The organism is Vibrio metoecus, from assembly GCF_009665255.1.
Lineage (GTDB): Bacteria > Pseudomonadota > Gammaproteobacteria > Enterobacterales > Vibrionaceae > Vibrio > Vibrio metoecus_B.
The window spans coordinates 218,239-237,542 of record NZ_CP035686.1 but is presented as its reverse complement, the minus strand read 5'-3'; the positions used below and the strand labels follow the sequence as shown (position 1 = coordinate 237,542).

Below are 19,304 nucleotides of genomic sequence, written 5' to 3'. Positions count from 1 at the left end.
CGCCTGTTAGCCCACCTTTCCATAGTTTTAAGGACGATAAAATGGCCAAAGTTTCACTGGAAAAAGACAGAATTAAGATCCTCCTTCTTGAAGGACTTCATCCCTCTTCGGTAGAAGTTCTGCAAGCAGCCGGTTACAGCAACATTGAATACCATAAAGGCTCGCTTGAAGAAGCTGAGTTGATCGAAGCCATCAAAGATGTGCATTTTGTCGGCATCCGCTCGCGCAGCAACCTGACCGAGAAAGTGATTAATGCGGCTGAAAAACTGGTGGCCATTGGTTGTTTCTGTATTGGTACCAACCAAGTCGACCTTAATGCGGCAGCAAAACGCGGTATTCCAGTGTTTAACGCACCATTCTCCAATACTCGTAGCGTGGCGGAACTGGTGTTGGGCGAAATTCTGCTGTTACTGCGTGGTATTCCAGAAAAGAACGCTCTTGCCCACCGTGGAATTTGGAAAAAAAGTGCCGACAACTCTTATGAAGCACGCGGCAAGCGTTTAGGCATCATTGGTTACGGCCATATCGGTACTCAATTAGGTATCATTGCTGAAAACTTGGGGATGCACGTTTATTTCTACGACATTGAAAGCAAACTCTCGCTTGGTAACGCCACTCAAGTGCATACGCTAAGCGATCTACTCAACAAATGTGATGTGATTTCGCTGCATGTGCCAGAAACCGCAGGTACCAAAAACATGATGGGGGCGGAAGAGTTCGCACGTATGAAGCCCGGCTCTATCTTCATCAACGCAGCACGCGGTACTGTGGTCGATATCCCAGCCCTGTGTAGTGCACTTGAATCTGGCCATATTGCAGGCGCAGCGATTGACGTATTCCCAGAAGAACCAGCATCAAACAAAGAACCGTTTGAATCTCCGCTGATGAAGTTCGATAACGTGATTTTGACGCCACACGTAGGTGGTTCAACTCAAGAAGCGCAAGAAAATATCGGTATCGAAGTGGCTGGCAAGCTGGCTAAATACTCAGACAATGGTTCAACGCTCTCTAGCGTCAACTTCCCAGATGTGTCGCTACCAGAGCATCGCAACTGCTCTCGTCTGCTGCACATTCACGCTAACCGCCCAGGCATTTTGACGCAAATTAACACCATCTTCGCCGAAGAAGGGATCAACATCGCAGCTCAATATCTGCAAACGACCGCAGAAATTGGCTATGTGGTCATCGATGTGGAAACCGCTCGCTCTGAAGAGGCGTTAACTAAGCTCAAAGCGATCGATGGCACCATTCGCGCGCGTATTCTGCACTAATTGATTGGTGGGCTATAAGCTCACCCATCCAGAATCCTGAACACAAAAAACCAGCCTTTCAGCTGGTTTTTTATTTGTTTTTTATTTGTTTTTTATTGTGTTGGTAACGACTACGCTCTGAGTGCTCGTTCACCACGCGCAATTCCGACGACACCACTGCGTGCCACTTCAATCACTTCGGTAACTTCAGCAATCGCTTCAATAAAGGCATCCAGTTTTTCGCTCGTTCCCGCTAATTGAACGGTATATTGCGAAGCTGTCACATCCACAATCTGTCCACGGAAAATATCCGCTGTACGTTTCACTTCCGCACGTGCAAAGCCAGAGGCTTTCACTTTCACTAGCATCAGCTCACGCTCGATGTGCTCACACTCCGTCACTTCTTGTACTTTGAGTACATCAATCAACTTATGCAGCTGCTTCTGGATCTGCTCCAGTTGCATTTCATCGGTTTTGGTCGTGATGTTGAGTCGCGAGAGCGTTTCATCATCGGTCGGAGACACATTGAGCGTTTCAATGTTGTAGCCGCGCTGTGAAAAGAGCCCGACAACACGAGACAGTGCACCCGGTTGGTTTTCCAATAGCAGTGAAATAATGTGTCTCATCTTAGGTTCTCTCCGTTTTGCTCAACCACATTTTGTCCATCCCTTCGCCTTTGATCTGCATTGGGTACACGTGCTCAGTCTCATCGACATTGATATCGACAAACACCAGACGATCTTTCATCGCTAAGGCTTTTTCCAGCCCTGCTTCCAGTTCATCTGGGCGAGAAATGCGAATCCCCACATGACCATAAGCTTCAGCGATCGCCGCAAAATCCGGCACGGAACTCATGTATGAGTTAGAGTGACGCCCTTGATAAATAATGTCCTGCCACTGTTTTACCATTCCAAGGAAACGGTTATTCAGGTTGATAATTTTTACTGGAATATCGTATTGCAGCGCGGTCGAGAGCTCTTGAATATTCATCTGAATACTGCCATCCCCCGTCACCACCAACACCTCTTCCTCTGGCATGGCGAATTTCACCCCCATACCTGCTGGCAAACCAAAGCCCATCGTCCCTAAGCCGCCAGAGTTGATCCATTGGCGTGGTTTAGAGAATGGGTAGTAAAGTGCCGCGAACATTTGATGCTGGCCTACATCAGAAGCCAAAATCGCCTTGCCTTCCGTGATTTTGTACAGAGCCTCAATCACTTGCTGCGGTTTGATACGCTCAGCAGACTTTTCATAAGCCAAGCATTGGCGATTACGCCACACTTGAATCTCACTCCACCAGCGTTCTAGCGCTACCGCATCATTGCGTTCGGTACTCTCTTCCAGAAGCTTAAGCATGCCATCCAACACTTGATCAGCGGAACCAACAATCGGCAAATCAACTTTCACATTTTTGGAAATCGAAGAGGGATCAATATCAATGTGCATGATTTTCGCGTTTGGGCAGTATTTTTCTAAGTTATTGGTCGTACGGTCATCAAAACGTACCCCAACACCAAAAATCAGATCCGCATTGTGCATTGCCATATTGGCTTCATACACACCATGCATGCCTAGCATACCTAGCGCGTTTTTATGTGTGCCCGGAAATACGCCCAGCCCCATCAAAGTACTCACCACTGGCAGATTCAGCGCTTCGGCTAACTGGCGTACCTGTTGATGTGCATTCGAAATCACCGCGCCACCACCGATATAAAGCACGGGCTTTTTCGCTTCTAATAGCGCACGCAACCCTTTTTTGATCTGGCCTTTATGGCCTGCAGTTGTCGGGTTGTAAGAGCGCATTTTTATGGTTTCTGGGTACTCATAAGGCAGCTTATTGAGAGGATTCATCACATCTTTCGGCACATCAATTACCACAGGACCAGGACGCCCTGTTGATGCAATGTAAAATGCTTTTTTGATGGTCTCTGGAATATCTTCCGCTCTTTTCACTAAAAAGCTGTGTTTAACGATAGGGCGTGACACGCCAACAATATCGCACTCTTGAAACGCATCGTTACCAATCAGATTGGTCGCAACGTTACCCGAGATCACAATCATCGGGATAGAGTCCATATAAGCCGTTGCAATCCCTGTGACCGTATTGGTGGCACCAGGGCCTGAACAGACGAGCACCACGCCCGGTTTTCCAGTGGCGCGCGCATAGCCATCAGCCATATGCGTTGCGGCTTGTTCGTGACGAACGAGGACGTGTTTAATTTGATCGGTTTTTTCGTGAAGGGCATCATAGATATCGAGTACAGAACCACCGGGATAACCGAAGATTTGCTCAACACCTTCATTGATCAGAGATTGAACGATCATCTCTGCGCCAGATAGCATTTCCATCTTGTCTCCTTTTACCAACATACCTAATGCCCGGTCGGCAAAAGGGTTGGTTTTACATAGTTTAGGGCTTATTTGTAGCCTAATTCGAAAACGCTCCGCTTTCGGCTATGTCCTGCGCCTGTCATAACAGCCGCGAGGTTACGCAACAAATGTAACGCTTTCTTAGCAACTGGTCTAACCCCAATTTGGATACTTTTGCAGCTGAATCGAAAATAAGACGGTAATTAAGCATTCAATTTCGACAATTCATTGAGTTTCGAACTGAATACCCAGTGAGCAATCGAAAAAAAGTGGATTATTTTGTCGTCTAAATGCGTGACTGTGCATCGTGGATTAAACAATGCAACTCCAAATCTGTAAAACTCGCTCACACATAAAAAACACCTCTGAGCAGACAAGGCTTAGAGGTGTTCAACTGAATCAAGCTAACAATTTGATGGTGTTATTTCTTCGGAGAATCTTGGTACATTTCTTCGATTTCATCCTGATAACGGTCGTTAATCACCTTTCGGCGCAATTTCTGCGTCGGAGTTAGCTCTCCGCTATCCATCGAAAACGCTTTGGGCAGTAGTTTAAACTTTTTCACTTGTTCAAACTTTGCCAGTTCTTTTTGCAGTTCGTTAACTCGTTTTTCAAACATTTCCAGCACTTGGCTATGTTTGAGGAGTTCCAAACGATCCTGATACTTGATGTTCAACTCTTTGGCATACACTTCCAGTGAATCAAAACACGGTACAATCAGTGCGGAGACAAACTTGCGAGTATCGGCAATGACTGCGATCTGTTCAATAAAGTGATCTTTGCCAATCGCCCCTTCAATGACTTGTGGCGCAATGTACTTACCACCAGAGGTTTTCATCAGTTCTTTGATTCGATCGGTTATGAACAGGTTACCATTTTCATCAATATGGCCCGCATCACCGGTTTTCAGAAAACCTTGCTCATCAAAACTTTCTGCGGTTTCTTTCTCTAACTTGTAATAGCCACGCATCACCATCGGGCCTCGTACCAAAATCTCGTTATTTTCACCGATTTTGACTTGTGCGCCCGGCATGGAAAGACCAATAGAGTCGGGGTTAAAACAGTGGTCATCCCAACAAGAAACAGTGGCTGTCGTTTCGGTCATACCATAACCGAGCTTAATGTTAATTCCGATGGCATGGAAAAAACGGCCTATCGTTTCATCTAGTTTGGCACCGCCACAAGGCATGAAATTGATCCGTCCACCGAGCAGCGCACGTAATTTACTCAGTACAAGTTTGTCCGCTAACTGATGACTTTGCTTGAGTAACCACGAAGGTTGACGCTGTTGCTGGCGACATACGGCCATTTTTGCACCCATATTCACCGCCCAAGTAAATAACACTTTGCGAATGAATGGTGCTTTAGCGACTTTCTCATGGATCGCCGAGAAGATTTTTTCGTAGAAGCGAGGAACCGCACACATCACGGTCGGGCGTACTTCACCTAGAGCATCGCGTACATGGGAGACATCATGCAAGTAACAGTTGGTGGCACCTTTGTACAACACGTAGGCAGTCCAAGCCCGCTCAAAGACATGTGACAGCGGTAAGAAGCAAAGTGAGACATCTTCTTCAGTGAGATTGAGACGCTGATCATGCCCTTCTAATTGTGCGCCAATATTACGATAATCCAGCATCACGCCTTTCGGTGTTCCGGTAGTGCCTGAGGTGTATATCAGGGTGAAGAGATCGTCAAAATTGGCTTGTTCAATCAGTTCCAAAAGTGGTGTGTGATCTTGTGTTTGATGCTGCGTGACAAAATCATCCCAATGCATTGCACAATCAGCTTGTTTAAGATCGATGTTCACATTCATTGCTATGATCAAGCGTAGCTCTGAACATTGTTCAAACTGACTCAAGGCAGCATCAAATTGGGGCTGATCCCCTACAAACACCACTTTAGCATCGGCATTTTGCAAAATGTAAGCGGCTTGTTCTGGTGTGTTGGTAGGATAAATCGGAACAGTCACAGCACGAATCTGTAATGCGGCAAAATCTGCAATCGTCCAACGCGGCATGTTATTGGAGAAAATCGCGATTTTATCTTGTATGCCAATACCTTGGGCGAGCAAAGCCATAGAAAGCGCATCAATCTGGCTACCGAATTGCTGCCAGCTGATTGCATGCCATGCACCATTCTCTTTATGCTTCAGCGCTGCTCGATCACCACCTTGGGCAATGCGCTGACGGAGCCGTTTAACGATGTGAAAATCTAAGTTCGTCATATCTCTTACCTATAGCTTACACCTGTAAGCCTTTTTCAGCGCACAAGTGTACATTTCAAAGGCCAAAACACAACTGACTAACGTCAAAGTTATCGATTAAAACTCATTCTGTAACAAAAAAGCCTTGGACAGTTCTTACTGCCCAAGGCCTTAAAGACTCAGTTTGGTGAAAAAATTAGCGGTTTGCGACCACTTCTCCACAAATCACCATCAGTTGATCACGCAACCAGATATGACCTTTATCCTTTTCACTTGATTCGTGCCAGCTCAGATAACCTGAGATTTTGGCATCCGCAAATGGGAAGTCGAGGATCTGAAGCTCATCGCGATTTGCGGCATTTTCTGCCATCCAACGAGGTGCAACGGTGACCAATTCAGATTGACCAACAACGTACAGTACATTACTCAAGCTGGTGCCTTCGTAGTATGACTGGCAATCAAATTCACGATACGCTAACTCAGAGAAGCTACGTTGACCATGCACTTTTGACAGCTTGGCGTGTTTTTCAGCCGTCAGTTGCTCTGCGGTGATATTGCTTTGAATGCGTGGGTGTAATTTTGATGCGACGACCACCAACTCATCTTGGAAAATTTCAGTGCTGGAGAAGCCCTGATCATCAAAACGAGCATAGTCGATAACAAAATCAATCTCTTGATAACGCATACGTTCTGCAATTTGGCGATCAAACTCTGCATCCAAATGAAGTTGTACGCTTGGAGCCAACTCGTCAATAGATGCCATGATTTGAGGTGCAAAACGCAGATCACAAGGGCTGCAGATCGCCAGCTTAAACAATCGAGTCGACGTTTCAGGTGTAAACACTGAACTTGGCAACTCGTTACGGATCAACTGTAGCGCCTGACGGATTGGACCAAACAGTTGACGAGCACGTTGAGTTGGCTGAATACCGCGACCTTGGCGCATAAACAACTCATCATTGAACATCACTTTTAAACGCGCTACGGCATTACTTACCGCAGGCTGTGACATACCTAAATTATGTGCAGCACGTGTGATGTTTTGCTCTTGCATCACGGCGTCAAAAACGGTTAACAGGTTGAGGTCTACGCCTCGAAGGGTGCTTTCCATGCGGTAACTCGCAATGGCACTCATTGCGTCTTTTTTATCTAACATTTGCATGCCTCACAGTGTTATCACCAACGATAGATATGCATAAATCGCAGGTGAATAGATAAGCGCTGTTTTTAATATTTACCGCCCAGATACTTGGTGGATGGCTATTAATATCGACTAATCATTTGAGGCTATGCAATAGCATTGACAAAAAGTCAGTTAATTTTAGTCATTGCATCAAAAAAACCTTATTAATCAATATGATTAATTTTTATAAAAATCTATAAAAATGCACTTTTAATGGATTTTTATTAATTATTAATCTGAACAATAGGTTCTCTCTTTATCACACACTAATATTCACGTTAAAAATGATTTAACGGAGAATTCATTGAGCTCGTCATTTCATTGCTTAAAATTGTGTAACTCGGCAAATCAACTTTTTGCCAAAGTTGACGACAAAGATCTTCACTATCCTCCCATTGACCTTTTAATATCCACTCAACCAAAGAATTGGCGACATCGGGATAAATCACTCGTTCTGCCTGTTTTTCGTCCAACCATTTGCGCAAGCTAGCCGGGTCTAGAAACTCCATAACACTCGCCAGACCAAGCATTTCAAGGGTTGCCGCATTACTGACTTGCTCAAATTGACCATGTAAGGGCTTGATAAGTAGCTTTTTTCCCAACGCTAATGCTTCAGATGGCAGCTCAAAGCCACCGCTAGTGATCACTCCATGACATTGATGTAAGTGATGTTGGAAGTCACCGTGGTGTAATCGACGCAGTTCGACATTTTCCACAAACTCATTATCTTGCACATCAGGGTGATAACAGATGAAATGGACGTTCATGAAGCCATGCAGTAACTCACAGATTTCATTCACATTTTCAAAAGGAAGGTACACTAAAACAAAATCTTGATAAGCGATGGTCTGCTCTGGCGTATAGACAATTGGCGGCAAGATAGGTTGTTCAAAATGGTACCAATGTAAACCTAACTGATGCTTTGCCGGAGCAAAATAACGCAGGATCGCCTTATCTAACCAAGAAGCTCCTTTTAACGGCACCGGATAAAGGAAAGCATTTTGGTGACTGATGCTCAGACAGGGCACATTTTGTCTTTTTGCAGCCCACGCGGTTATTGGCTCAAAATCGTTCAAAATCAAGTCATAAGCAGTCAGATCTAGAGCTTGTACATCTTGCCAAAACTCCCAAAGACTATTCTTACACAAGGTTTTGACGTAATTAACGTGACCATTTTCGGTCACAAACGATAAACCTCGTCGAGTAGCAAAATCCCCAAAACACTCCATCGAAAAATAGTTTGTAGCAGGCCGTCCAGAAAACAAATAATCCACTTCAACTTGGTGCTTTTTCAATGCAGCACACATCGCCCTAGAACGAGCAATATGCCCATTGCCCGTACCTTGTATTCCATAAAGAATCTTCAAATACTCTTCCCCACTACGCTGATCGCATAAGTTGCACTACTGATACCAAGTAAAGCTCCCGCCAACACATCACTTAGAAAATGCACGCCAAGCAATACTCGAGCAAAACCAATCAAACTAGCCCAACCGACCGCTAGGGGGTACCAATGAGGGTAGATGTAGCCAATCACTGTCGCCATTACAAAGGCGGCTGCGGTATGACCTGAGGGTAAGCTGTAACGATCGCTGGGGATAATGTAAGCCGTCACTAACGCAGAAAGCTCTTGTGGACGGCGACGTTGAAAACCATTTTTCAACACCCAATAGATTGGGAGCTCGATTGCAAATGCCAGCAATCCGATGGTGAGGAAGAGCAAACCATGGCTACTATCCAGCAGCCAAGCCAAACCGCCCATCACCGCATAAAGATGACCATCTCCGGTATGTGAAATCGACTTACTCAGCCTTGCCGCAGGTAAATTATACCGATGCTGCAAACAGAGTAGTGAAAAAGCCAAATCCAATTTAGCAATAGGTTCAATCACTCGCATCACGCATCCTTTTTCATAAGGTGATGCTTTGAGCTTATCTAGAGCGCATGACAGTCAGGTGAAAATTGTTTGTCGAAATGGTGACACATAAGCGACAAATCTACGCCAAGCATGGCTAAACAGAATTATTTATCTCGCTATCGTGATAAAGCCTTGTTCCATCAGCTGAATATTATGCTCGACCAACTTCTCGAGAAAGGCCTGCGATAATTCAACACCATGGATTTTGAGCAGCGCAGGAGGTGCGACAAAAGGAAAAATCATCAAGCTCAGATAGGAAATTTTACACAAGTGCGGATCCATTCCCTCTCGAATCACGCCTCGCGCAATTAACTTTTCAAACAGCGTTTCTTGAATCGGACGCGTAATATCCAAAACCACTTTTTCAATCAATTGCTTCTTGATATCACTCCCTGGGGTACTCATGACTTGCATAATTAGACGAGGAAAATGCGGGATATTGAACATTTCCCGATAGTAAGTTCGCATTAAATCGGTAAAATTTTGATGGCTACTTTCTGCTACCAACAACCCCAGTTGCGCTTTCATTGGCATTAACGTTTCTCGCAACATAGCCTCAAATAGCCCCGCTTTATTCGCAAAATAATAGCGAATCAAACCAATGTCGACACCGGCTTTACTGGCAATCAAGCGTGTTGATACTTTGTCATAAGGCATCACAGAAAACAGTTCTCTAGCATGAGTAATTAGCTGTTCACGAGCTTGTGTCTGTTGAGTTGGCCGTCCGGCTTTACGTAATGACATGTCATCTCCTTTATTCATCACTCGATGAATTATAAGTAACCCCACCCTTTTTACTCAAATCTGTACAACTTTCAATCTCACTTCTTACACGTCGACAAACTCAGCATTTTGTTCAAATGCTTAGCAAGATGAATAAAAAAACAACTTTGGGGTTGACGCATTGTGTCGAGTACGGTACTAATCTCTTAACTTAATTTGGTGGATTGTTAATGATGACAATGCGTTTTTCTCTCCTGCTAGGCCTACTACTGATCGTGGAACCATCACGCGGGTAGGTTGTGGACGAAAAACACCACACGAGATAAAAAACCCGCATCCGATGCGGGTTTTTTTATAGCCGATTTTTACAACAATATTCAGGAAGTTAGTCGTTAACTCTAGTGCGAGGAAGCAAACATGAACGATCAGGTGATTATATTCGATACCACATTGCGCGATGGTGAGCAGGCGTTGTCTGCTAGCCTGACGGTAAAAGAGAAGCTACAAATCGCCTACGCACTGGAGCGCTTAGGGGTAGATATCATCGAAGCGGGTTTCCCTGTGTCTTCCCCTGGTGACTTTGAATCTGTACAAACCATTGCTAAACACATCAAAAACAGCCGTGTCTGCGCCCTTTCGCGAGCCGTTGCGAAAGACATCGATGCCGCGGCAGAAGCATTGAAAGTTGCCGAAGCTTTCCGTATTCATACTTTCATTTCTACTTCAACTATCCATGTACAAGACAAATTGCGCCGTAGCTACGATGACGTCGTAGAAATGGCAGTCAAAGCGGTGACACACGCTCGCCAATACACGGATGATGTGGAGTTTTCGTGTGAAGACGCAGGACGCACACCTATCGACAACCTTTGTCGTATGGTTGAAGCCGCTATCAATGCGGGCGCACGCACCATCAATATTCCAGACACCGTCGGCTACACAATCCCAAGCGAATTTGGCGGCATCATTCAGACACTGTTTAATCGCGTGCCAAATATCGATAAAGCGATTATCTCCGTCCATTGCCATGATGATTTGGGCATGTCGGTGGCAAACTCAATTGCCGCCGTTCAAGCAGGAGCTCGTCAAGTTGAAGGCACCATCAATGGTATCGGAGAGCGTGCAGGTAACTGCGCACTGGAAGAGATCGCGATGATCATCAAAACTCGCCAAGAGTTTTTAGGCGTGACTACAGGTATTAAATATGAAGAGATCAGCCGCACTAGCAAGCTAGTCAGTCAGCTTTGCAATATGCCGATCCAAAGCAACAAGGCAATTGTGGGGGCCAATGCCTTTAGCCACTCTTCGGGCATTCACCAAGATGGCATGCTCAAAAACAAAAACACCTACGAAATCATGACTCCCGAATCGATTGGCCTGAAAAACCAAGCGCTGAACCTCACTAGCCGTAGTGGTCGTGCTGCAGTGAAAAGCCATATGGACTCGATGGGTTACAACGAAAACGAATACAACTTGGATGCTTTGTATGAGGACTTCTTGAAGCTGGCGGATCGTAAAGGTCAGGTATTTGATTATGACTTAGAAGCCTTGATGCATTTCTCCAATTTGCGTGAAGAAGATGACTTCTACAAACTCAACTACTTGAGCGTGCAATCCGGCAGCGTGATGGCCACCACCAGTATCAAACTCCTGTGCGGAGATGAAGAAAAATGCGAAGCCGCTGTTGGTAATGGCCCAGTTGATGCGTTATATCAGTGTATCTACCGCCTAACTGGGTATGAGATTGTACTCGATAAATTCGATCTCACCGCCAAAGGCGAAGGTGAAGATGGCCTTGGTCAAGCGGATATCATCGCGAATTATAAAGGACGTAAATATCACGGTACGGGTGTCTCAACTGATATCGTCGAAGCTTCCGGTCAAGCCTTGTTGCATGTTATCAATAGCATTCATCGCGCGGATCAAATCGCCCAGATTAAACAGAAAAAAAGCGTCGCTACGGTTTAATACTCATATTCCTTAGCTCTACTGAAGTTACTGCTAACGCTGAGTAACTTCAGTATTCAAGAACCTTAGGCGCCACAAACACAACTTAAAAATCGATCATAAAGGACTCGCATGACAGACAAACATTACAAAATTGCCGTATTGCCCGGTGACGGTATCGGCCCGGAAGTGATGGCGCAAGCCCACAAAGTATTGGATGCCATTGAACAAAAGCACGGTATTCACTTCAGTCGTGAAGAACACGATGTCGGTGGTATCGCCATTGATAACCATGGTTGCCCATTACCAGAAAACACTCTGCATGCCTGTGAAGAAGCCGATGCGGTCTTGTTTGGTTCGGTCGGCGGACCTAAATGGGAACATCTGCCACCTAATGAGCAACCTGAACGCGGTGCTTTGCTGCCTCTGCGCAAGCACTTCCAACTGTTTTGTAATTTGCGCCCGGCTCAAATTCACCAAGGGCTAGAAGCCTTCTCACCTTTGCGTGCTGACATCTCTGCTCGCGGTTTCGATATTGTGGTGGTGCGTGAACTGACTGGCGGCATCTACTTTGGTCAACCTAAAGGTCGTGAAGGTGAAGGTGCCAATGAAAAAGCCTTCGATACCGAGGTTTACCACCGTTTTGAAATTGAACGTATCGCACGTATCGCCTTTGAATCAGCTCGCTTGCGCCGCAAGAAAGTCTGCTCTATCGACAAAGCCAATGTGCTGCAAAGCTCGATTCTCTGGCGCGAAGTGGTCAGTGAGATTGCCAAAGAATACACCGATGTCGCGCTTTCACACATGTACATCGACAATGCCACCATGCAGCTGATTAAAGATCCTGCCCAGTTCGATGTGATGCTCTGCTCGAACATTTTTGGTGACATCCTTTCTGACGAATGCGCGATGATCACAGGCTCCATGGGCATGTTGCCTTCGGCCAGTATGAATGAAAGCAAGTTTGGCCTGTACGAACCTGCCGGCGGCAGCGCGCCAGATATCGCCGGAAAAAACATCGCCAACCCTGTCGCGCAGATCCTTTCTGCTGCACTCATGCTGCGTTACAGCTTAGGTGAAGAAGCGGCGGCACGAGATATTGAAAATGCCGTGAGCCAAGCATTAGCGGCAGGTGAACTGACTGCTGATTTAGCGGGAAGTAAACCTGCGTTATCGACTTCGGCGATGGGCGATAAGATCGCAAGCTATATTTTGAATTCATAAGTTTGAGAGTGGGGCTAACCCACTCCTCTTTAGCTCACTGAGCTCAAGGAAGAAGCAATGTCAAAAGCAAAAACACTCTACGAAAAGATTTACGATGCTCATGTGGTCGTGGCCGCACCGGGTGAAACACCGATTTTGTACATCGATCGTCATCTGGTGCACGAAGTGACTTCACCACAAGCCTTTGATGGTTTACGCGAAAAAGGCCGTCAAGTACGCCAAGTCGGTAAAACCTTCGCAACGATGGATCACAACGTCTCTACCACCACCAAAGACATCAATGCCTCAGGTGAAATGGCGCGCATCCAAATGCAAACGCTTTCCAAAAACTGCGAAGAGTTTGACGTCACTCTGTACGACATTAACCACAAGTACCAAGGCATTGTGCATGTGATGGGACCTGAGCTCGGTATCACCCTTCCGGGCATGACGATTGTGTGTGGTGATTCACACACCGCAACTCACGGTGCATTCGGCTCACTAGCCTTTGGCATCGGCACCTCAGAAGTAGAACACGTACTGGCCACCCAAACCCTTAAACAAGGCCTCGCTAAGACGATGAAAATCGAAGTGCGTGGCAAAGTAGCTCCTGGCATTACCGCTAAAGACATCGTACTGGCGATCATTGGCAAAACAACCGCGGCTGGCGGTACAGGCTATGTCGTTGAATTTTGTGGAGAAGCGATTCGCGATCTCTCCATGGAAGGTCGCATGACCGTGTGTAACATGGCGATTGAACTGGGCGCAAAAGCGGGCTTGATTGCCCCTGATGCAACCACATTCAACTACATTAAAGGTCGTAAATTTGCCCCACAAGACAGTGATTGGGATGCCGCTGTAGAATATTGGCAAACCTTAAAAACGGATGAGGATGCACAGTTCGATGCCTTCGTGACGCTTGAAGCCAGTGAAATCAAACCGCAAGTGACTTGGGGCACCAACCCAGGACAAGTGATTGCTGTCGATGAACCAATCCCGTCACCTAGCCAGTTTATCGATCCCGTTGAACGCACCTCTGCGGAAAAAGCACTGGCTTATATGGGACTAGAAGCGGGCAAAATGCTCTCGGACTATAAAGTCGATAAAGTGTTTGTCGGTTCATGTACCAACTCACGCATCGAAGATATGCGCGCTGCAGCAGCGGTAGCCAAAGGGAAAAAAGTCGCCTCTCATGTCCAAGCTCTGATCGTGCCCGGATCCGAACAAGTGAAAGCGCAAGCCGAAGCGGAAGGCTTAGATAAGATCTTTATTGAAGCAGGATTTGAATGGCGCTTACCGGGTTGCTCAATGTGTTTAGCCATGAACAATGACCGCTTAGGGCCAGGAGAACGCTGCGCGTCTACCTCAAACCGCAACTTTGAGGGACGTCAGGGACGTGATGGTCGCACTCATTTAGTTAGCCCAGCAATGGCAGCCGCCGCAGCGATTGCTGGTCACTTCGTCGATATTCGTCAGTTTTAATTCAAGGAGAACCCCATGTCAGGATTTCAGCAACACACCGGCTTAGTCGTTCCTCTTGATGCCGCCAACGTCGATACGGATGCGATCATTCCAAAGCAGTTTTTGCAAAAAGTGAATCGCACTGGCTTTGGCAAACATCTGTTCCACGACTGGCGATTTTTGGACGATGCAGGTGAAAAAGCCAACCCAGAATTTGTGATGAACCAACCTCGCTACCAAGGCGCTAGCATTTTGCTCGCAAGAGAGAACTTTGGTTGCGGCTCCTCGCGCGAACACGCACCTTGGGCATTAGCGGATTACGGCATCAGAGTCATGATTGCACCAAGCTTTGCCGATATTTTCTATGGTAACTCGATCAACAACCAGATGGTGCCCGTTCGTTTAACCGAGCAAGAAGTGGATGAGCTCTTTAGCTATGTTCATGATACGGAAGGTGCAACGATTACCGTCGATTTAGAAGCGCTGAGCGTAACCGCGAATGGTAAAACCTACCATTTCGAGATTGACGATTTCCGTCGCCATTGCCTACTCAATGGCTTAGACAATATCGGCCTGACTCTACAGCACGAAGCAAAAATTGCGGAGTATGAAGCCAAGATACCGAGCTTCTTAAAATAAGCATTTCTAGGCTGCCAAATGGCAGCTTTTTTTATCGCGAAAGAAAATGCGTTGCCATCGGGTCTAGCTAATCACAATCTCACGATAAGGTTACTCTGATATGAAAACACTCTTCGCTTTCTGTCTTCTGATTTTTTCGAACATAGTTTACGCTGCACCCAAAGCTGAGCTTTGGGCTTATTGGCAAGCAAGTAATAACAGTAATACGGCAACCATCTCTCACCAAGCTTGGCAAAGCATCCTCGATCGTAATCTTGTTCAGTTGGGAGAGAACGCCCTCTTTCGTTATGCAGAAGTAACGAAGGAAGATAAAACGCTACTCAATGATTACCTAGCTCAACTTTCGAAATTGGATCCAAGAGAATTTAACCGCCAAGAGCAATATGCTTATTGGGTTAATCTCTACAACGCCCTAACAGTGAAATTAATTCTGGATCACTACCCAGTTGCGTCCATTACCAAACTAGGCGGCTTATTCAGTTTTGGGCCGTGGGATGAGAAAGTTTTTACTGTGGCAGGACAAGACCTCACCCTTAATGACATCGAGCACCGAATTTTGCGCCCTATCTGGAATGAACCACGAACCCATTATGCGGTCAATTGTGCCAGCCTAGGCTGCCCAAACTTGCAATCTCAAGCCTTTACTGCACAAAACACAGAACAACTACTTAGTAACGCAGCACATACCTTTATCAACAGCAGTAAGGGAGCAACATTGAACAATGACACCTTAATCCTCTCCTCTATTTATGACTGGTTTGCCGTTGATTTTGGTAATAAAGAAGATCTTCTTATTCACCTTGCGCAGTATCGTCCTGAGCTATCCCTTTATTCAGGCAACATCGACTATCAATATGATTGGAAACTGAACGATGCGAAAGAAAAGAAATAATACAGAAAAGTGAAATAGCAAAAAGCCGCCGTATTTCTACAGCGGCTTCGTAAATCAAGCCTGGCGATGTCCTACTCTCACATGGGGAGACCCCACACTACCATCGGCGCTACTTCGTTTCACTTCTGAGTTCGGGATGGAATCAGGTGGGTCCAAAGTGCTATGGTCGCCAAACAAATTTTGTGATGTCAGCTTTGAGCTAAGCATCGAAATAGATGGTGCTGATACCCAGAATCGAACTGGGGACCTCATCCTTACCAAGGATGCGCTCTACCGACTGAGCCATATCAGCACACAAAAATTTAAAACACGTTATAAGTAACGTGTTTTGTAAATTAAAGCCTGGCGATGTTCTACTCTCACATGGGGAAACCCCACACTACCATCGACGCTGTTTCGTTTCACTTCTGAGTTCGGGATGGAATCAGGTGGGTCCAAAACGCTATGGTCGCCAAGCAAAATTTTAAAATCTGGAAAGCTGTTTTCGTTCTCACACACATTCTTATGCGCTTAGCTTATTGAGTCCACTACAAAACCCCTTGGGTGTTGTATGGTTAAGCCTCACGGGCAATTAGTACAGGTTAGCTCAACGCCTCACAACGCTTACACACCCTGCCTATCAACGTTCTAGTCTCGAACAACCCTTTAGGACAGTTAAACTGTCAGGGAAGACTCATCTCAGGGCTCGCTTCCCGCTTAGATGCTTTCAGCGGTTATCGATTCCGAACTTAGCTACCGGGCAATGCGTCTGGCGACACAACCCGAACACCAGAGGTTCGTCCACTCCGGTCCTCTCGTACTAGGAGCAGCCCCCTTCAATCTTCCAACGCCCACGGCAGATAGGGACCGAACTGTCTCACGACGTTCTAAACCCAGCTCGCGTACCACTTTAAATGGCGAACAGCCATACCCTTGGGACCGACTTCAGCCCCAGGATGTGATGAGCCGACATCGAGGTGCCAAACACCGCCGTCGATATGAACTCTTGGGCGGTATCAGCCTGTTATCCCCGGAGTACCTTTTATCCGTTGAGCGATGGCCCTTCCATACAGAACCACCGGATCACTATGACCTGCTTTCGCACCTGCTCGAACCGTCATTCTCGCAGTTAAGCGGGCTTATGCCATTGCACTAACCTCACGATGTCCAACCGTGATTAGCCCACCTTCGTGCTCCTCCGTTACTCTTTGGGAGGAGACCGCCCCAGTCAAACTACCCACCAGGCACTGTCCTCAACCCGGATAACGGGTCTAAGTTAGAACATCAAACATACAAGGGTGGTATTTCAAGGACGGCTCCAACGCAACTAGCGTCACGTCTTCATAGCCTCCCACCTATCCTACACATGTAGGTTCAATGTTCAGTGCCAAGCTGTAGTAAAGGTTCACGGGGTCTTTCCGTCTAGCCGCGGGTACACTGCATCTTCACAGCGATTTCAATTTCACTGAGTCTCGGGTGGAGACAGCGTGGCCATCATTACGCCATTCGTGCAGGTCGGAACTTACCCGACAAGGAATTTCGCTACCTTAGGACCGTTATAGTTACGGCCGCCGTTTACCGGGGCTTCGATCAAGAGCTTCGCTTACGCTAACCCCATCAATTAACCTTCCGGCACCGGGCAGGCGTCACACCGTATACGTCATCTTGCGATTTTGCACAGTGCTGTGTTTTTAATAAACAGTTGCAGCCACCTGGTATCTGCGACTCTCGTCAGCTCCATCCGCGAGGGACTTCACCATCAAGAGCGTACCTTCTCCCGAAGTTACGGTACCATTTTGCCTAGTTCCTTCACCCGAGTTCTCTCAAGCGCCTTGGTATTCTCTACCCGACCACCTGTGTCGGTTTGGGGTACGATTCCATCAAATCTGAAGCTTAGAGGCTTTTCCTGGAAGCATGGCATCAATGACTTCACTACCGTAGTAGCTCGACGTCGTGTCTCAGCCTTAGAAAGAGCCGGATTTACCTAACTCTTAAGCCTACGCACTTGAACCAGGACAACCGTCGCCTGGCCCACCTAGCCTTCTCCGTCCCCCCATCGCAATTTGATTGAGTACGGGAATATTAACCCGTTTCCCATCGACTACGCTTTTCAGCCTCGCCTTAGGGGTCGACTCACCCTGCCCCGATTAACGTTGGACAGGAACCCTTGGTCTTCCGGCGGGGAGGTTTTTCACCCCCCTTGTCGTTACTCATGTCAGCATTCGCACTTCTGATACCTCCAGCAAACCTTACGATTCACCTTCAACGGCTTACAGAACGCTCCCCTACCCAATGTCCAAAGGACATTGCCGCAGCTTCGGTGTATTGCTTAGCCCCGTTACATCTTCCGCGCAGGCCGACTCGACTAGTGAGCTATTACGCTTTCTTTAAATGATGGCTGCTTCTAAGCCAACATCCTAGCTGTCTGAGCCTTCCCACATCGTTTCCCACTTAGCAATACTTTGGGACCTTAGCTGGCGGTCTGGGTTGTTTCCCTCTCCACGACGGACGTTAGCACCCGCCGTGTGTCTCCCGGATAGTACTTACTGGTATTCGGAGTTTGCAAAGGGTTGGTAAGTCGGGATGACCCCCTAGCCTTAACAGTGCTCTACCCCCAGTAGTATTCGTCCGAGGCGCTACCTAAATAGCTTTCGGGGAGAACCAGCTATCTCCGAGTTTGATTGGCCTTTCACCCCTAGCCACAAGTCATCCGCTAATTTTTCAACATTAGTCGGTTCGGTCCTCCAGTTGATGTTACTCAACCTTCAACCTGCCCATGGCTAGATCACCCGGTTTCGGGTCTATATCCAGAGACTGAGCGCCCAGTTAAGACTCGCTTTCGCTACGGCTCCCCTATACGGTTAACCTTGCCACTGAATATAAGTCGCTGACCCATTATACAAAAGGTACGCAGTCACACCACGAAGGTGCTCCTACTGCTTGTACGTACACGGTTTCAGGTTCTATTTCACTCCCCTCACAGGGGTTCTTTTCGCCTTTCCCTCACGGTACTGGTTCACTATCGGTCAGTCAGGAGTATTTAGCCTTGGAGGATGGTCCCCCCATATTCAGACAGGATATCACGTGTCCCGCCCTACTCGATTTCACGCTCGATGAAGCGTCGGTTACGGGGCTATCACCCTGTATCGCCAAGCTTTCCAGCTTGTTCACCTACTTCACCGAGTGCTTAAGGGCTAATCCAGGTTCGCTCGCCGCTACTACCGGAATCTCGGTTGATTTCTTCTCCTCGGGGTACTTAGATGTTTCAGTTCCCCCGGTTTGCTCTGTTAACCTATGTATTCAGTTAACAGTAACTGCTTATGCAGTTGGGTTTCCCCATTCGGAAATCGCAGACTCAAACGGCTCTTACTGCCTTATCTGCGCTTATCGCAAGTTAGTACGTCCTTCATCGCCTCTGACTGCCCAGGCATCCACCGTGTACGCTTAGTCACTTAACCATACAACCCGAAGGAGTTTCGGGTTGTTGTTTAAACAACCTAAGTTGTCTCGCGTTTAATTTACATGAGTGCGAG

Annotated in this window: 13 protein-coding genes, 1 tRNA gene and 3 rRNA genes; 6 read left to right on the top strand and 11 right to left on the bottom strand. The window is 46.9% G+C overall.

Annotated elements, in window-relative coordinates:
• The first annotated feature begins 41 nt into the window (after positions 1 to 41).
• On the top strand, positions 42 to 1,271 hold the full coding sequence (gene serA / locus EPB59_RS01170) for a phosphoglycerate dehydrogenase (protein WP_055028202.1): 1,230 nt from the start codon (positions 42 to 44) through the stop codon (positions 1,269 to 1,271).
• Positions 1,272 to 1,381: 110 nt separating this feature from the next.
• Here the strand turns inward: serA and ilvN are convergent, their stop codons facing one another.
• The 7 genes from ilvN to EPB59_RS01135 form a co-directional block, all read right to left on the bottom strand.
• Positions 1,382 to 1,876, bottom strand: coding sequence for an acetolactate synthase small subunit (gene ilvN, locus EPB59_RS01165; RefSeq protein WP_001215918.1), 495 nt, complete (start codon positions 1,874 to 1,876; stop codon positions 1,382 to 1,384).
• A 1-nt stretch (position 1,877) separates the two neighbouring features.
• Complete coding sequence (locus tag EPB59_RS01160; protein ID WP_154171363.1) at positions 1,878 to 3,599, bottom strand: acetolactate synthase 3 large subunit; 1,722 nt, start codon at positions 3,597 to 3,599, stop codon at positions 1,878 to 1,880.
• Positions 3,600 to 4,041: 442 nt separating this feature from the next.
• Entirely contained in the window at positions 4,042 to 5,847 is a 1,806-nt protein-coding gene (locus EPB59_RS01155; protein WP_154171362.1) for an AMP-dependent synthetase/ligase, read from the bottom strand.
• A gap of 175 nt (positions 5,848 to 6,022) precedes the next feature.
• Positions 6,023 to 6,982 (bottom strand): transcriptional regulator LeuO, encoded by a 960-nt coding sequence (gene leuO, locus EPB59_RS01150; protein ID WP_000884668.1) that lies wholly within the window; start codon positions 6,980 to 6,982, stop codon positions 6,023 to 6,025.
• 305 nt (positions 6,983 to 7,287) lie between these two features.
• Positions 7,288 to 8,376, bottom strand: coding sequence for an MJ1255/VC2487 family glycosyltransferase (locus EPB59_RS01145; RefSeq protein ID WP_154171361.1), 1,089 nt, complete (start codon positions 8,374 to 8,376; stop codon positions 7,288 to 7,290).
• Positions 8,373 to 8,906, bottom strand: coding sequence for a phosphatase PAP2 family protein (locus EPB59_RS01140; RefSeq protein WP_055052136.1), 534 nt, complete (start codon positions 8,904 to 8,906; stop codon positions 8,373 to 8,375). Before EPB59_RS01140 ends, EPB59_RS01145 begins: the two co-directional genes overlap by 4 nt.
• Before the next feature lie 129 nt (positions 8,907 to 9,035).
• Positions 9,036 to 9,671 carry a TetR/AcrR family transcriptional regulator gene (locus EPB59_RS01135; RefSeq protein ID WP_055052135.1) on the bottom strand — a complete coding sequence of 212 codons (636 nt, stop codon included), beginning with the start codon at positions 9,669 to 9,671 and terminating at the stop codon, positions 9,036 to 9,038.
• A 396-nt stretch (positions 9,672 to 10,067) separates the two neighbouring features.
• Here EPB59_RS01135 and leuA point away from each other — a divergent pair, with 396 nt between their 5' ends.
• The 5 genes from leuA (at position 10,068) to EPB59_RS01110 (ending at position 15,792) form a co-directional block, all read left to right on the top strand.
• A complete protein-coding gene (gene leuA / locus EPB59_RS01130) occupies positions 10,068 to 11,618 on the top strand; it encodes a 2-isopropylmalate synthase (protein WP_055052134.1) in 1,551 nt (516 codons plus the stop codon).
• Between the two features lie 111 nt (positions 11,619 to 11,729).
• On the top strand, positions 11,730 to 12,821 hold the full coding sequence (gene leuB, locus EPB59_RS01125) for a 3-isopropylmalate dehydrogenase (protein WP_154171360.1): 1,092 nt from the start codon (positions 11,730 to 11,732) through the stop codon (positions 12,819 to 12,821).
• Between the two features lie 57 nt (positions 12,822 to 12,878).
• Positions 12,879 to 14,282 (top strand): 3-isopropylmalate dehydratase large subunit, encoded by a 1,404-nt coding sequence (gene leuC, locus EPB59_RS01120; protein ID WP_154171359.1) that lies wholly within the window; start codon positions 12,879 to 12,881, stop codon positions 14,280 to 14,282.
• Between the two features lie 15 nt (positions 14,283 to 14,297).
• Positions 14,298 to 14,900, top strand: coding sequence for a 3-isopropylmalate dehydratase small subunit (gene leuD, locus EPB59_RS01115; protein WP_000012775.1), 603 nt, complete (start codon positions 14,298 to 14,300; stop codon positions 14,898 to 14,900).
• A 100-nt stretch (positions 14,901 to 15,000) separates the two neighbouring features.
• On the top strand, positions 15,001 to 15,792 hold the full coding sequence (locus tag EPB59_RS01110) for a DUF547 domain-containing protein (protein WP_101410125.1): 792 nt from the start codon (positions 15,001 to 15,003) through the stop codon (positions 15,790 to 15,792).
• A gap of 58 nt (positions 15,793 to 15,850) precedes the next feature.
• Here the strand turns inward: EPB59_RS01110 and rrf (EPB59_RS01105) are convergent.
• The 4 genes from rrf (EPB59_RS01105) to EPB59_RS01090 all read right to left on the bottom strand — a co-directional run bounded on the left by rrf (EPB59_RS01105) (position 15,851) and on the right by EPB59_RS01090 (position 19,229).
• Positions 15,851 to 15,966, bottom strand: a 5S ribosomal RNA gene (gene rrf / locus EPB59_RS01105).
• A gap of 42 nt (positions 15,967 to 16,008) precedes the next feature.
• A tRNA-Thr gene (locus EPB59_RS01100) sits at positions 16,009 to 16,084 on the bottom strand.
• A gap of 48 nt (positions 16,085 to 16,132) precedes the next feature.
• Positions 16,133 to 16,248 (bottom strand): 5S ribosomal RNA (gene rrf / locus EPB59_RS01095).
• A gap of 94 nt (positions 16,249 to 16,342) precedes the next feature.
• Positions 16,343 to 19,229, bottom strand: a 23S ribosomal RNA gene (locus EPB59_RS01090).
• Positions 19,230 to 19,304: the final 75 nt, after the last annotated feature.